This is a genomic window from Streptomyces sp. SM10 (assembly GCF_002910915.1).
In the GTDB taxonomy this organism is placed as follows: domain Bacteria; phylum Actinomycetota; class Actinomycetes; order Streptomycetales; family Streptomycetaceae; genus Streptomyces.
Genome location: NZ_NEUF01000118.1, coordinates 1 through 14,264, shown reverse-complemented (window position 1 = coordinate 14,264; position 14,264 = coordinate 1). Strand labels below are relative to the sequence as shown.

Annotated in this window: 16 protein-coding genes and 2 tRNA genes; 5 read left to right on the top strand and 13 right to left on the bottom strand. The window is 69.4% G+C overall.

Going from position 1 to position 14,264, the window contains the following annotated elements; all coding sequences use genetic code 11:
* On the bottom strand, window positions 1-2,269 hold a 2,269-nt coding region (locus B9S57_RS18350), incomplete at its 3' end, for a PAS domain-containing protein (RefSeq protein WP_181011387.1).
* 344 nt (window positions 2,270-2,613) lie between these two features.
* Window positions 2,614-3,084 carry an SSI family serine proteinase inhibitor gene (locus B9S57_RS18345; protein ID WP_103516651.1) on the bottom strand — a complete coding sequence of 157 codons (471 nt, stop codon included), beginning with the start codon at window positions 3,082-3,084 and terminating at the stop codon, window positions 2,614-2,616.
* Between the two features lie 368 nt (window positions 3,085-3,452).
* On the opposite strand from B9S57_RS18345, the gene B9S57_RS18340 reads away from it, so the two are divergent.
* Together B9S57_RS18340 and B9S57_RS18335 are read left to right on the top strand one after the other, a co-directional pair.
* Window positions 3,453-3,543, top strand: a tRNA-Ser gene (locus tag B9S57_RS18340).
* Between the two features lie 206 nt (window positions 3,544-3,749).
* Window positions 3,750-3,822, top strand: a tRNA-Arg gene (locus B9S57_RS18335).
* Between the two features lie 78 nt (window positions 3,823-3,900).
* Here B9S57_RS18335 and xerC read toward each other — a convergent pair.
* The 11 genes from xerC to B9S57_RS18285 form a co-directional block, all read right to left on the bottom strand.
* Window positions 3,901-5,136 (bottom strand): tyrosine recombinase XerC, encoded by a 1,236-nt coding sequence (xerC, locus tag B9S57_RS18330; RefSeq protein ID WP_181011386.1) that lies wholly within the window; start codon window positions 5,134-5,136, stop codon window positions 3,901-3,903.
* A complete protein-coding gene (locus B9S57_RS18325) occupies window positions 5,124-5,330 on the bottom strand; it encodes an excisionase family DNA-binding protein (protein ID WP_103516649.1) in 207 nt (68 codons plus the stop codon). Before B9S57_RS18325 ends, xerC begins: the two co-directional genes overlap by 13 nt.
* Window positions 5,330-6,733, bottom strand: a complete 1,404-nt coding sequence (gene repSA / locus B9S57_RS18320) for a replication initiator protein RepSA (protein WP_103516648.1) — start codon at window positions 6,731-6,733, stop codon at window positions 5,330-5,332. The genes B9S57_RS18325 and repSA overlap by 1 nt, the downstream gene beginning before the upstream one ends.
* Window positions 6,730-6,897: a hypothetical protein gene (locus tag B9S57_RS34500; RefSeq protein WP_181011385.1), complete on the bottom strand. Its 168-nt coding sequence runs from the start codon at window positions 6,895-6,897 to the stop codon at window positions 6,730-6,732. The genes repSA and B9S57_RS34500 overlap by 4 nt, the downstream gene beginning before the upstream one ends.
* Before the next feature lie 5 nt (window positions 6,898-6,902).
* The gene (locus tag B9S57_RS18315; protein WP_103516647.1) at window positions 6,903-7,085 is read right to left on the bottom strand and encodes a hypothetical protein; all 183 of its coding nucleotides are present in this window, start codon (window positions 7,083-7,085) and stop codon (window positions 6,903-6,905) included.
* 91 nt (window positions 7,086-7,176) lie between these two features.
* Entirely contained in the window at window positions 7,177-7,518 is a 342-nt protein-coding gene (locus tag B9S57_RS18310; protein ID WP_103516646.1) for a SpdD protein, read from the bottom strand.
* Window positions 7,519-7,530: 12 nt separating this feature from the next.
* On the bottom strand, window positions 7,531-7,719 hold the full coding sequence (locus B9S57_RS18305) for a mobile element transfer protein (protein WP_103516645.1): 189 nt from the start codon (window positions 7,717-7,719) through the stop codon (window positions 7,531-7,533).
* A 2-nt stretch (window positions 7,720-7,721) separates the two neighbouring features.
* On the bottom strand, window positions 7,722-7,907 hold the full coding sequence (locus tag B9S57_RS18300; protein WP_103516644.1) for a hypothetical protein: 186 nt from the start codon (window positions 7,905-7,907) through the stop codon (window positions 7,722-7,724).
* A 19-nt stretch (window positions 7,908-7,926) separates the two neighbouring features.
* On the bottom strand, window positions 7,927-8,595 hold the full coding sequence (locus B9S57_RS18295; RefSeq protein WP_103516643.1) for a DUF2637 domain-containing protein: 669 nt from the start codon (window positions 8,593-8,595) through the stop codon (window positions 7,927-7,929).
* Window positions 8,596-8,630: 35 nt separating this feature from the next.
* Window positions 8,631-9,983 carry an FtsK/SpoIIIE domain-containing protein gene (locus B9S57_RS18290; RefSeq protein WP_103516642.1) on the bottom strand — a complete coding sequence of 451 codons (1,353 nt, stop codon included), beginning with the start codon at window positions 9,981-9,983 and terminating at the stop codon, window positions 8,631-8,633.
* Between the two features lie 2 nt (window positions 9,984-9,985).
* On the bottom strand, window positions 9,986-10,315 hold the full coding sequence (locus B9S57_RS18285) for a hypothetical protein (protein WP_103516641.1): 330 nt from the start codon (window positions 10,313-10,315) through the stop codon (window positions 9,986-9,988).
* 157 nt (window positions 10,316-10,472) lie between these two features.
* On the opposite strand from B9S57_RS18285, the gene B9S57_RS18280 reads away from it, so the two are divergent.
* The 3 genes from B9S57_RS18280 to B9S57_RS18270 all read left to right on the top strand — a co-directional run bounded on the left by B9S57_RS18280 (window position 10,473) and on the right by B9S57_RS18270 (window position 14,248).
* Window positions 10,473-11,246: a GntR family transcriptional regulator gene (locus tag B9S57_RS18280; RefSeq protein ID WP_103516640.1), complete on the top strand. Its 774-nt coding sequence runs from the start codon at window positions 10,473-10,475 to the stop codon at window positions 11,244-11,246.
* Window positions 11,243-11,800 carry a GNAT family N-acetyltransferase gene (locus B9S57_RS18275; RefSeq protein ID WP_103516639.1) on the top strand — a complete coding sequence of 186 codons (558 nt, stop codon included), beginning with the start codon at window positions 11,243-11,245 and terminating at the stop codon, window positions 11,798-11,800. Before B9S57_RS18280 ends, B9S57_RS18275 begins: the two co-directional genes overlap by 4 nt.
* A 753-nt stretch (window positions 11,801-12,553) precedes the next feature.
* Complete coding sequence (locus B9S57_RS18270; protein ID WP_103514838.1) at window positions 12,554-14,248, top strand: ISAzo13 family transposase; 1,695 nt, start codon at window positions 12,554-12,556, stop codon at window positions 14,246-14,248.
* Window positions 14,249-14,264 lie beyond the last annotated feature (16 nt).

The following is a 14,264-nucleotide window of genomic DNA, read 5'->3' as shown; positions in this document are numbered from 1 at the left end:
GTCGGCCCCCGGACTGCTGCGCCGGCGGCTCCTGCTGAGCGGGGGCGCCAGGAGAGGCGAGAGCGGGCAGCGCGGGCTGGGCGCCGCTCTGGCGCCCCCCGGTCCGGCCGGAGGCGTTCTGCGGCACGCCCTGGGGCGGCACCGTCTGCCCGCGCTGCGGGCGCCCGCCACCCTGCGCACCCTCGGCCGCCGTCACGACGGCACCTTCGGAGGGTGAGGAGGGCGAGGACGGCGCAGAAGGCGAGGCGGGGAGAGCCAGGGCCTGCCGGGGCCGGCCGGCCCCGGCCTCCGCGCCCGTCTCCACTCCGGTCTCCGCAGGGCTGGGCCGACCGCGCCTGCGGCCGGAACCCTCGCTCCGCTGAGGCGGGGTCATCTCCGTTTCCTGCTGCTGCTCCTGCGGGGTCGCGGGCTCACGGCGTGCCCTGCGCCGCCCCGTCGGCTCCGCGGCCGCCGTGTCACCGGCCTCCGCCCCGGCCGCTCCGCCGTCGAGGGGGCTGTCCAGGAACGAGTCCGTCGACGCCCTGCGCGCCCTGCGCCGCCCGCCCTGCTCGGGCTGGGGGGCAGGCTCCGGTACTGCGGCCTCCACGGGGACCGGGAGCGGCTCGGGTGCGACGGCCCCGGCACCCGTTCCGAGCGGGACCTCCAGGACGTACGCGCTGCCGCTCATCCCCGGCATCTCATGCGTCTGGAGCACACCGCCGTGGGCCCGCACGATCCCGCGCACGATCGGCACGTGCACCGGGTCGCCACCGGCGAACGGTCCGCGCACCTCGATCCGCACCACGTCACCGCGCTGCGCCGCCGCCACGACGATCGTGGAGTCGACGTAGCCGCCGCCCGGCACCGTCCGGGCCTTGCCGGTCGAGTCGACACCGGCCACGTCGGCGACGAGGTGGGCCAGCGCCGTGACCAGTCGGCCCGCGTCGACCTCGGCCTCGATCGGCGGCGCGTGCACGGCGAACTGCGCACGCCCGGGACCGATCAGCTCGACCGCTCCGTCGATGCCCGCGGTCACCACCGCGTCGAGCAGCACCGGCTGCTTGACGAGCTCCTCGGTGCCGCTGTCCAGACGCTGGTAGCTCAGTACGTTGTCGACCAGCGTCGTCATCCGCGCATAGCCGGCGGCGAGGTGGTGCAGGATCTGGTTGGCCTCGGGCCAGAGCTGGCCGGCCGGGTCCGCGGCAAGCGCGGAGAGCTCGCCCCGCAGCTCTTCCAGCGGCCCGCGCAGGGACTCGCCCAGCACAGCGGTCAGCTGCGTGTGCCGCGCGGCGGTGTCGGTGAGGCGCTCGGCCTGCTCCTCCAGCTCGGACGCGTACCGCTCGGTCCGGTCGGCGGACTCGGCCGCGTGCTGTTCGGTGAGCTTCGCGACCTCGGCCCGGTGGCTCTCGGTGAGCTCGGCGATCTCCGCGGCATGCCGTTCGGTCAGCCCGGAGACCTCGCCGGTGTGCTGCTGCGCGAGTTCCTCGTAGGGCCTGCGGTCGGTGAACGTCATGACGGCGCCCACCAGCTGGTCCCCGTCGCGCACCGGCGCGGTGGTCAGGTCGACCGGCACCTGCGCACCGCTCTTGGACCAGAGGACCTGACCGCGGACCCGGTGCTTGCGCCCGGACCTCAGGGTGTCGGCGAGCGGCGACTCCTCGTACGGGAACTCCCCGCCCTCCGCACGCGAGTGCAGGATCAGCGGGTGGAGCTCCTTGCCGCCGAGATCGCTGGCACGGAAGCCGAGGATCTGAGCGGCCGCGGGGTTGACCAGGACGACCCGGCCGTCCGTGTCGGTGCCGACGACGCCCTCGGAGGCGGCCCGCAGGATCATCTCCGTCTGGCGTTGCGAACGCGCCAGTTCGGCCTCGGTGTCGACCGTGCCGGAGAGATCGCGTACGACGAGCATGAGCAGCTCGTCGCCGGTGTAGCTGGAGTGGATGTCGTTGTAGCCGGCCTGGCCGCTGTCCAGGGAGGCACTGGTGACCTCGACGGGATAGTCGGTGCCGTCGGTCCGGCGCGCGATCATCCGCGTCGGCTTGGTCCTGCCCTGCTCGTCCGCAGACTCCGGCCTTCGCATCGACCCCGGGATCAGCCTGGAGTCGAACTCCGGAAGCAGATCGAGCAGCCCGCGCCCCACGAGCGCGGTGCCCGGGGTCTCGAACATTTCGAGGGCGATGGTGTTGGCGTTGACGACCGTGCCGTTGCAGTTGACGAGCAGGAGCCCGTCCGGGAGGGCGTCGAGTATGGCTGCGAGGCGAGCAGCGCCTCGGGATGGCCTGCTGCTCACGAGACGCTTCCTCCCTGAATACCGCACCTTGCCGACAGCGGGCCCCATCCTGCCCCTCGGGCCTCAGGCTGTCACTGGAGGAGTCTAAAGGCAGGGAGCGCGTGGCGGGCGGCGGATGAGGGGGAGCTCTCACCAAGGTTCTGTGCACACGGTGTACGCCGGTGGGTCATGACGTGACCGCGAGCGCCCCCTCTGACGTGCGTCGATGTGGTGCAGCGTCTGTTCGGAGCCTGTCCGGAACGGCCCCTGGAAGCCGCCCGGCAGGTCCCCGGAGCGGCCGTCGTGCGCCCCGGCGCGCGCCGTCCGGACCGGCCGAAGTCCCGGCGCACGCCCCGCCGAACCGGCTACCTCGCGGTGGGGAGCACCGGCACGAGGCTGTTCCACCGGGAGATCTCGCAGCCGTTGGCGCGGCTGAACCGTGCGTCGACGTTCTCTCCCTGCCAGGTGCCCTGGACCCGGGCGGCGGCCGGGCCGCCGGCCTGCTGGGTGCACATGGCGTTGCGGTCCGTCGCCACGAACGGGTTGTCCCCCGACTCCGCGGCCTCGTCCAGCAGGTCGCAGGCCCGCTGCGCGGCGGGGTGGCTGCCTCCCGCCGGGCCGCACTCCAGCTCGAAGGTCCCGTCGGCCGACGGGTTGCCGGACTCCGAGACGGTCACGGTGAGCCGGGTCCGTGTGTCCTGCATCGACGGCCAGTCCCCCTGGAGCAGGGGGAGCGGAGGCAGCGGCACCAGGGGGGCCGCTGCCGTGGCGGCGGGCGCGGCGGCGGACAGCGCGGCGAGGGAGGCGACGGCGGTGAGGGTGAGTCGGCGCAGCATGCGGGGCTCCTGTTGTTCCGGCGCGCCCTGGGGGCACGCCTGCCTGCCGGGTGCGCGCAGGGTGGGGAAGCGCGCGGGGCGGCACGGGGGTGACGGACGGAGGGCGGAGCCCTCGTCCTCTCTAACGCTCCTCACGCCCGCACGTTGCGCAACTCATGGGGGTCCGACCGGAACAGCCGCCCGGACGGCCGACCCCACACGCCGTCGGAGGGCCGCGCCCTCCGGTCGCCGGGCGGCCGGCTCCGACACCGCGCGAAGTGCTTTGCCTCGCCGCCCACCTGCCTAGTACCGTGGGCGGCGATTGGTGACAGCGCGCTCGACTGTGTCATCATCTGCACGCACCACTCGCGTTCGCGACGGGGTGTGCTGGAGGCGTCGCCTAGTCCGGTCTATGGCGCCGCACTGCTAATGCGGTTTGGGTCTTAAAGCCCATCGAGGGTTCAAATCCCTCCGCCTCCGCAGGAAACCGAAGCCCCGTGCCCCAGGCACGGGGCTTCGGTCGTACCCGGCCCCGGAAGCCCAGCTCTCAACGGCGTTTTCGCAGGTCAGGCTTGGTGTGGCTAATGGATTTCGCGTCACGGCGCAGGTCATGTAATGTTGTTCTCGCAACGCCGACCGGGGAGAAAAACCCCGGGGAGCGGGACCGAGGCTCAGGCCGAGGAAACGCACTCGTAGCTTAACGGATAGAGCATCTGACTACGGATCAGAAGGTTGCAGGTTCGAATCCTGCCGAGTGCACAGCAGGCGAGAGGCCCCCAGGAGAAATCCTGGGGGCCTCTCGCGTTGCCCGTACAGCAGCGAAGTACAGCAACCGTGTCAGCCGGTACCGCCCATCGCGTCGGACAGCTGGCTGATTGCGGCGCGTACCTCTTCCTCACTCGCCTCGGCGTAGACCTCCATCGTCATGGCGATCTGCGAGTGCCGAAGAATCCGCTGAGCGATCTTCGGGTGCACCTTGAGGGCGACCAGGAGCGAACTGCAGGTGTGCCGGGTGTTCCGCAGAGGGATGACCCGGAGGCCGGCACGGCGAGCCCGGAGCGCGAACATCCGGGTGAGGTTCCCCGGCTCGATCGGAGTGCCGTACTTGGTCGTGAAGACCAGGCCGTGAGCGTCCTGCCAGAGTTCGCCCGCGGCCTTTCGGTCGCCGATCTGCTGAGCGCGGCGCATCCGGAGGGCCTTGAGGCAGAGCGCGGGCAGGGGAAGGAAGTCGTCGGAGTCCTCGGTCTTGGTCTCGCGGTGGAGGATCTGACGCCCGGCTCGCTGGATCTGGTGGTCCACGTACAGCTCACCGGCCTCGAAGTCGATGGACTTCCACGTCAGACCGAGCACCTCGCCCCGGCGCAGGCCGAGCGTCAGCACCAGGACCCACGCCGCGAACAGGTGATCATCACGAGCCGCAGCGTCGGCGAGGAACTGTCCGGCCTCCGCAACTGACCACGGCTTGATCCGGCGGCGGCGAGGCTTGGGCACCTTTACCAGCGAGGCTACGTTCTTGCCGATCTCCTCCTCAGTGACCGCATGAGTCAACGCAGCCCGCAGAGCGTCGCGGGAGGCCTGGATCACCCGGCGGGACGGATAGGACTCGCAGCAGTCCCCGACCGCGCAGCACTTCTGTCGAGCAGCCGCCCGCTTCTCGTCCTTGCCCTGGGCGCAGCACTGGCAGACGCTGCCCAGCTTGGTCAGCCACTCGCGCACATCCCGAACGGTGAGCTTGTCGAGCCGCTTCAACCCGAGGTGAGGGGCGATGTAGAGCCGGACGTACCCCTCGTACGAGACGTACGACAGGGGGGCGAGGTTGGGCTTCACGATCGAGTCCAGCCAGTACGCCAGGAAGGCATCGACGGTGCGGTGACGGGTGGCCACAGGGCCTTGCTTCGCTGCGGCGTGGAGGTTCAGCCACTTGTCGTGGACCTCTTCGCGAGTCTTGCCGTACGCGTACTTCCGGGCGCGTTTCCCGTCCGGCTTCGTCACCCAGACATAGGCCGCGAAGCCGTTCTTGTACGGGTAGATGGACCCTTCCCCGTTACCGCGCTTGCCGGTCATGCCGCCCACCCTTCGGTGTCGGAGGTGACGCGCTGGACGTATTGGTCCACCCAGGCAGGGAGGATGCGGCGGTTGCGGCCGACCTTCACGGAGCGGATCTCGCCGGTGAGCACGAGCATCTTCGTCTTGGAGAGCCCGAAGCCCAACATCTGGGCGACCTCAGCGGTGGTGTACCACTTCCGTTCGATCACGGTGGTGGGCATCAGTGCTCCTCCCCTTCCAGGGCTTGAAGTTCGGCGCGGTGTTCGCGGGCGTGGTCTCGGTTGTGTTGGATGTCGCGGTGGATGTTGGCGGCGAGCCAGGATTCGCCGGGGGTGTGGCCGTGGCCGGCGTAGGCCCAGTGCGCGAGCGTGAGCGTGGTCGCTTCGGGGTGGTCGTCCGGATCGGGCAGGCCGAGGGCTTCGCGTTGCTGTGCGGCGCGGTAGTCGGCGCGGACCTGTCGAAGGGCCCCGAGGGTGGTGGAGTACCGGCGCGACTTGGTGGAGAAGTGGCCGCGGAAGCCGAGCATGTGGGCCCAGTCGCGGAGCTTGCGGTCGGGGTAGGCGTGGTGGAGGTCGAGGCACGCTTCGATCAGCCGCCGAGGGTGCTCGGGCACGTCGAGGAGGATCAGGGCTTCTTTGTTGCCGATGCGGTGATCGACCGTGCCGGTGGTCTCGGCTGCTTTGGTGGCGTACTTGGCGACGTAGGAGGCAACGGCCTGTTCGGTGAGGTCTTCACCGTTGCCGAAGGCGCCGATGGGCTGGACGTCGAGCTGCGTGCCCCAGCGCAGCACCCAGTCGTTGGCGATCCCGGCAGCCGGATTGGCCGGCACGGTGACTTCGACCCGGGCGGCAGCCGTGCGGATCGCGTCGTCGAGGAGATCGAGGGTGGCCCAGGTCGGGGGCGGCGAGTCAGGCCCTTCCGGTCCGTCGAAGCGGATCACCGCGTGGAAGTGAACCGCTCCGCGCTTTTGGTACTCGGCGACCTTGCCGAAGGACACCTTGGACTGTTCCCGGGCGGCTTTCTGGGTGAGGCCAGCTCGGCGGGCGATCTCCCGGCGCAGGTAGATCGTGAAGTAGCGCCAGAGATCGGAGGCGTGGTTGTTCCACAGCACTGCTCCGGCGTAGTCGTACCTGTCCGGGTCGAGCGGGGTGCCGAGCTCCGCAGCCGTTTCGGGGTGGTGGGTGCCGCAGCGGCAGGGCCGGTTTCCGGGCCGGTTGTGGACCGGGCCGAACGAGGGGGCGGTGAGGGTGGCGAAGACCCGGGGGTGGTCCCGGATGGTGTGTGGGGTGCCTTTGTCGGGGTCTCCGGTGAGTCCGGCACGGATGAGGTGGTAGGTGTCGCCCGCGTAGGTCCAGGCGCAGGCGGGGCAGCGGGAGGCGCGGCGGTTGCCGCAGGCGATCCGTAACCGGCCCCCGGGCTCGGTGTCGGTCGTGTAGTGGTGCAGGAGGGTGCCGGTGGCCCGGTCGGTGGTCTTGGTGGCGCCGGTGAGGTGGATGGGCTGTGCGCACCCTTGAGTGCGGCGGATCTGTTCTTCCCAGCGGTCGAAGCCGGTGGACCCAGCCACCCTCAGCACGTCGGCGAGGGTGGCCGGGTCCAGGCCCGCCGCAGTGGCGGTGTCCGTCACTGGTTCTCCTTGGGCGGGTGGTTGTCGATCCAGTCCTCGGCGCAGACCTTGTGGACGGGCTTGCCCCGGTCGGAGCGCAGCGGGGTGGGCTTGTCGCAGAGCACGCAGGGCTTGTCACCGGTGGGGTCGTAGTGCTTGTTGTCGCTCCAGTCCAGGAGGGCCATGGGGCTCACACCCCGACTCGGGTGAAGGTGCGGGCGGGGAGGCTGTGGCCGGTGCCGTGGCAGGCGGGGCAGTTGGCGGTGATGGTCTGCCGGTGCCCGGTGGGGGTGGTCTGGCCGGTGGTGACAGCCACGGTGGGGAAGCCGTCGCAGTGGCCGCAGATCGGCCGGGGGCGGGTGTGCTGGGGCATGATGGAGCTCCCTTTCGGGTCCGTTGGATCTGGATTGGGTTGGGCGCCCGGGGCGGCGGAAACTTGGCGGTTGAGGCCGCCCCGGGGGCTGTCAGCGGTTGTGCTGGTGGTTCAGGAGCGAGCGCAGGACGACGGCGCAGATCGCGACGGACGCGGCGGTGATGGCGACCGCGAGGAGCATCGAGACCAGGACCGTGCTCACCACGAGGACCAGGGCGGTCCCGCCCACGGCGGCGACGACCAGGGCGCCAGGGGTGAACTGCACCGAGGGCCGACCGGCCGGGACCGGAGCGGGCACGGGCGCGGGGGCCGGGCTGGTCGGTGTGTGGTGGCAGTCGCAGGCCGCGGGGTGCACGAGTCCGGTGAGCGGCCGGACGAGGGACGTGTTCGCGGTGGGCGCGGTGTCCGGGGTCGGGTACTTCGGGGTGAACATGGGTTTCTCCTCTCAGGGGTTGCAGCGGTGAGTGCGAGCGGCGAGCTCGGCGGCGGCGCGGCCGTGGTAGTCGGCGGAGAAGTTGCAGCCGGGAGCCGTGCACGCGGCGGTGTGCTTGGTGCGGCCCCGGCCGTCGTAGTGCGTGCCGACCTGTACGGGGCCTATGCGGATCACGTTGGTGAAGCGGTTCGGGCGCGGCATGGTCAGCTCTCCTGACGGAGGCTGTTGTCGGGGAACTCGGCGCGGATGCGGTCGGCGTCGGCCGGGTCCGTTGTGCGGTCGGCCGCTTCCTCGGCGAGCAGTCGGGCGAGGGTGGGGCGGCCGGAGTCGGCCATCTCCCGGGCGGCGTTGAGGTAGTCGTCGGGGCGGTTGAAGTTGAACAGGGCCATGAGCTGGATTCCTTTCCGGTTAGGCGAGTTGGGCGGTGATGGCGTCAGCGAGCGGTGCGGGGACGCCGAGGCGAGCGCGGAGGGTGGCCGAGTCGATCCGGTCACCGGTTGTCGCGTGATGTGTGTCGGCGACCTTCCGTGCGTGGTCGAGCAGTGCCGGCGGAACAGCCACAGTCGGCGCGGACACCGGGGCAGGCTTGGGCACGGGGGCGGGTGCCGGCGGAAGTTCCGGGGCAGGGTCGGGAGCCCGTTCCACCGTGAGGCCCGGGGCTTCTTCGGGTTCCGGCGTGGCCGGCGGTGCAGTGTCCGGGTCCGTGGGTTCCGTTGTGGTGGGTGCGTGTGCGAGGAGGGTTCCGCCGAGGAAGGCGAGGGCAGGCCACCCGGCGACGAGGATGCGGAGCCAGGCCGGTACGTCTTCGAGGTCGAGGAGTCCGGCGGTGGCGATGTTCGCGCCCAGTGAGGCCGCCAAGGCGATGACGAACCAGACCCAGGCGGCGCGGTTGTCGGCGTGGGTGCGCATGCGGCGCCAGGCGGCGACGAGGAGCAGGTCCACGCTGATCGGGTAGGCCCAGGCTTTCCAGCCGTCCTGTCCGGCCGCTTCGGCAAGGTCATGCAGGTGGGCGAAGGACAGCGCACCGGCAATGACGGCTTGGATCAGCACGGCGTCCAGACGGATTTTGCGGGACATCAGGGCACCTCCTTTCCGGGGGAGAAGTGCGATGGCTACGCGGTGACCGGAGCGCTGGCGCCCAGCGGTGAAGCCGAGCCGGGGGCGGTACGGACGACCGGGCGGAACGGGGCCAGAGCCGGGACATCGGGCGTCAGGTGCGCGTATTCGTGGCAGATAGCCACGGCGTCGGCGGCGGACAGTTCGGGGGTGCGGACGCGCGACCAGCCCCCCGAGGAGTCACCAGCCACAGCCACACCGGGACGGTCCGGCGGAATCGTCGTCACAGCGAAGACGGCATCGGGGGCGATGTCGCCCAGACCCATGTCCGCGGTCTGCTTGTCGTTGACGCGGTGCACGACGCGGCCGGTGAGCTGAGCACGGAGCATCGTGGCGCCCTTGCCAAGCTCGGAGCCGAAGCGCTGCCCGCAGATCTCCAGATAGATCCCGACCGCGCGGGCCATCTGGGCGAGGCGCACCAGGTGCATGACCATGCGGTCCCGGCGTTCCTCGTCCTTCTTCACAGCGACGAGGAAAAGTTCCGCCACCTCGTCCACCAGCACCACCAACGGCACCGGCCGCGCTTTGGCCGGCAGGTCCCAGAGGTCCGAGACCCCGTGAGCGCTCAGGGTGTCGAAGCGCTCCTCCATCTCCTGGACCAAGGCTTCCAGCAGCTGTGAAGCTTCGTCCGGTGTCACCGCGAGGGCGGAGAGGCGGGGTGCGTATCCGCGTTGCTCGACACCGCGCTTGCAGTCGATCCCGACCAGCCCGACCGGGAGCTTCGCGAGACCGGTGATCAGGTTGCGCTGATACATCGACTTGCCCGACTGGTTCGCGCCCAGCGTCAGACTGTGCGGGATCTTCTGGTAGTCGCGGACGAACGCGGTCCCGTCCTCCCTCAAGGCCACCGGCACCACCAGCGGGCCCGTAGTGGCCTTGCGGGGCAGGCGGCGCGGCATCTTCACCCGCCGCAGCACGTCATAGCCGGTCATGCGGAGTTCGACGAAGCCGGGCTTGGTCTCCACGACGTGGACGGAGTGGACGCCCCAGGCGTGCCGGAGACGTTCCGAAGCAGCAGCCACGTCGGCAGGCTCCAAACCGGCCGGGAGCCGGAGTGTGACCCGCATTCCCGTGGAGGAGCCGCGGACCCGGCGGACCCTGGGAGGGACCGGCTGGACGTCGGGGCGGCGGGCCACGTTGCGGACCATGAACGCCCGCAGGCGGGACGGCTGGACCGTCAGCCCGCACACATCCATCGTGGAGCGGTAGGTGGCGGCGAAGCGGACCCGGGCGACCGGCAGACCGGCCAGCGACCAAAACACGCGAGGCGCGCGCACCTTCGCATAGCCGAGCCCACCGACAGCCGATAAGGCCCCCGCCACCTCGATCACAGTGGACAGGTCCGACATGATCAGGCACCCGCCGTGATGGCCACCGCGCGGAAGCTGATCCCGTGCCGGGTCTGCCCGTTGAACGTGTTCTCCCAGTCCCGCGCCTTGAGCCCGATCACCGTGACCGGCGTCCCCGGGGTCAGGTTCTCCGGAACCCCCGTGTTCGGCACGGTCACCTGGTAGAGGTTGCCCTCCCCCTCGTCCGAGATCAGCAGACCCACCGTCGCGAGCGGGGCACCGGTCTCCCGGTCCATCGCGACCTCACCAGTCTGCTTACTCACGAGCTTCGGCGTCGGAGGCGTCGCAACGAACACGACAGCGGTCGAAACATCGATCTTGAACGACGGCATAGCAATCTCCTAGATGAGGGGTCCATACCTCTTGGACCTCTTGCTCAACTTGTTGGTACAAGCTGATGCCCTAGAGATTGCATCACCAGATGTGAGCCGTCAAGCACTTCCGGCGAACATGTACCTACAAGTTGACCGAGTGCGTCATGATGGGGTCATGAGCAAGCAGCCGAAGTACCGACAGGTGGCCGACGCACTGCGTCGCGAGATCGACAGCGGCGCCTACGGACCCGGCGCGAAGCTCCCCTCGGAGAGTGAGCTCTCGGCTCGTTTCGACGCCTCCAGAAACACCGTTCGCTCCGGCCTGAACATGCTGGTCAGCGAAGGGCTGATCACGTCGAGCCAGGGGCTTGGGTACGAGGTGCGGAAGCACGAAGTCTTCGAGCTGAACGCGTCGCGGTTCGAGAACCTGAGCTTCCCGCAGGCAGGTGACGCGTACTCCACGGACGTCACAAACGCCGGCCGACGGCCCCACCAAACGTTCCGAGTCGAGTTGACCACCGCTTCCGACTACGTGGCCTCGCGGTTGAGGGTCGAGGCGGAGTCCCGGGCTGTGCTCAGGTTCTGTCACCGCTTCGTTGACGATGTTCCTTGGTCGACCCAGGCCACGCACTATCCCGATTGGCTGGTCGAGAAGGCTCCTCGGTTGACTGAGCCGGGCGATATCGCAGAGGGGACGACGCGCTACCTCGCGAGCCTCGACATCGAGCAGATCGGGTACGCAGACGAGATCGCGACGAGGATGCCGACGCCCGATGAAGCCCGGCTTCTGGAGATTGGCGCGGGCGTTCCCGTTCTTCTGTGGACGCGGACCGGCTACTCCTCCGCGCGCCCCGTGCGCTGCACGATCACCACGTTCCGAGGAGACCTGAATCGGATGACCTACGAGATCGGCGATCTGTCCGCCCGAAGCGAGAACGACCCTCAATGAGAATCACGACGGCCATGCCGGGCGATCTGGACCAGCTCCTGGCCTTCCGGGTTGAGGCCGCGGGCTGGCTCAGCAGGCTGGGGAGCGACCAGTGGAGCCGCCCATACCCCGCAGATCGTCTGTTGGCGACCATCGAGGCCGGGACCGTCTTCATGCTCCGGGACGGGAACCGAACCGCTGGGACCATCACGCTCACGCCAGAAGCGGAAGAGGGGTTGTGGACCCCTGAGGAGTTGAGGGAGGCGTCCATCTTCGTCAACAAGCTGACGGTGTCCCGCGACTACGCCGGTAAAAATCTTGGAGGCAGGCTTCTCGATTGGGCAGGAGATCGCGCCTACCGATCGTCGGCCAAGTGGCTCCGCCTGGACGCCTGGACCAACAACGCTGACCTCCAGCACTACTACCTGCAACACGACTTTGAGCACGTTCGGACTGTGCGCGAAGGCGGCGCCATCAACGGTGGCCCACGTGTCTCAGGCTGGCTTGCCCAGCGTCCCGCTTCCCCAGCCCATCACGGATTTGAGGACCAGACGCCAAGTCCCTCGTCCCTTTGAACGCTGAGCTGTTACAGGTTTCTCTACCTCATCAAGGCACCCGGCTGCGCTCCGCTCCGCCGGGCGCGCTTCCCGGCTCTGGCTGCGCCCGCGCTCCTGCCTTCGGCCCGCTCGGCGCTGCCGCCGCCGACGCGCGCCCGCTGTGTAGGCCCGAGGGCATGAGGCGAGAACCAAGCCCGCGGCTTCAAGACGATGCCTCCGGCGGGGGCGCTCAGACTCCGGGATGGACGGGGCACCGTTCGCGAGTGCCGGCCGGAGCGGGGCGAGCGTCGTGGGGCTCCCATCCCGACCACCTTCGACCCAGGCAAAGCCGAGCAGTCGCGGCCCAGGGCGTCAAGGTCGTTCGTACAGTGGCGCGCTCCACCTTGACGCCCTGAACCACGCCCGCTCCACGGAAGTGTGGGTCGAAGGCGGACGGGATGGGAGCCGGGGTGAGTGATGGGTTGGAGGGAGCGGGCATCTGCTGCGGGATCACCGCCGAAGTCAACCTAGGAGGTTGGTGAGCTGTCCGATTCCAGTAGCGTCATCAAGCGTTGCCCCAGGCCAGAGAGAGCGTACGGCGGGTTAGTCCCGCTCCAGAGCACGCCATGGAGCGAGCTTTCGATCAGTCCAAGTGAGAGAAGCTTCTGCAAGATCGCATGTCCTCCCAGGCCCAGACCGGGGTCGGACTTGCAGACTTGCTCCAAGGTCATGCCGTACGGGCCTGCCGGGAAACAAGCCGTCGCTTCCGGGATTGTGGCTCGTTGTTGTGGTATGGGGAGATCGGAGGGGATCGAGACCGGGCTGGCGGCGAAGTTTCAGGCGCTGTTCCCGCACTTGGACGAGCGTCAGCGGCGACTGACCATAGGAGCGGAGGCACGCTCGCTGGGGCATGGCGGGATCAGGCTCGTCGCTCGCGCGGCGGGGGTGCGTGAGGGCACCGTTTCACGCGGGGCTGCTGAACTTGAGTCCGGTGACGTGCTGTTGGGACGGGTCCGCCGGGTGGGCGGGGGCCGCAAACGGGCGGTGGACCTGAATCCGGGGCTGCGGCCCGCGCTGCTGGCTTTGGTGGAGCCGAATGTGCGTGGGGATCCGATGTCACCGCTGCGGTGGACGGTGAAGTCGACGCGGCAGTTGTCCGCCGAGCTGGTCCGGCAGGGCCATCGGGTCTCGGCGGACACGGTGGCGGCGGTGCTGCGCGAGGAGGGCTTCAGCCTCCAGGGCAACGCCAAGACCACCGAAGGCAAGCAGCACCCGGACCGGGACGGACAGTTCCGCTATATCAACGACCAGGCCAAGGAGTTCCAGGCAGCAGGCGACCCCGTGATCAGCGTGGACACCAAGAAGAAGGAGCTGGTGGGCAACTACAAGAACGGCGGGCGCGAGTGGCATCGCAAGGGGGAACCGGTCCGGGTCCGTACTCACGACTTTCCCGACGCCGATCTGGGCAAGGCGATCCCGTACGGAATCTACGACCTGGCCGAGGATGCCGGCTGGGTCAACGTCGGCACCGATCACGACACCGCAGCGTTCGCCGTCGCCTCCATCCGCCGCTGGTGGCATGCGGCCGGACATGCCGCCTACCCGCACTCCGGACGCCTGCTGATCACCGCGGACGCAGGCGGTTCCAACGGACACCGGACCCGCGCCTGGAAGTTCGAGCTGGCCGCCCTGGCCCTCGAGACCGGCCTGGAGATCAGCGTGTCTCACTTTCCTCCAGGTACTTCAAAATGGAACAAAATTGAGCACCGGCTGTTCTCCCACATCACGATGAACTGGCGAGGCAGGCCGCTGACCAGCCATGACGTCATCGTCAACAGCATCGCCGCGACCACCACCCGCACCGGCCTCGCCATCCGGGCCGAGCTCGACACTGCCCTCTATGAGACCGGATTGAGGGTCAGCGACGGGCAGATGACCGCCTTGCCGCTGAACCGCCACGACTGGCATGGCGACTGGAACTACACCCTGCGTCCCGAGGAGCACCGTCGGGATGGAATCCCTCCCGTACTGCCTCAGCTCCAGCCCGGCCCCGGCCGCGCCTGGCTGGTCCACCCGGCCCTGACCGGCATGGACGACGAACGATGGGGCCAGCTCATCGGTGAGCTGGCGGCGGCCCGCACGGCCCAGCGGGAAGACGACCTACACCAGCGGCGCGGCGGCGACCGGCAGAAGACTCCCGCCGCCGGCCTCTACACCGGCCGGCGCCCGGGCCTCACTCTCGTCGACCGGCTCCTGGCCACCCTCCTCTACGAGAGGCTCGGGCTTCCCCAGGTCGCCATCGCCCGCCTCTTCGCGGTCGCGCCCCAGACCATCAACCGGCGCATCCGCAAGACCCACCAACTCCTCGACGAGATCGGGCACATCAACGCCCCGGCCGAGCACCGCCTCGCCACCCTGGACGACCTCGCAGACCTCGCCACACAGCTCGGAATCACCCCGCCACCGGAGATCAAGACGGCGAGTTGATAATCGGCAGGCCCTA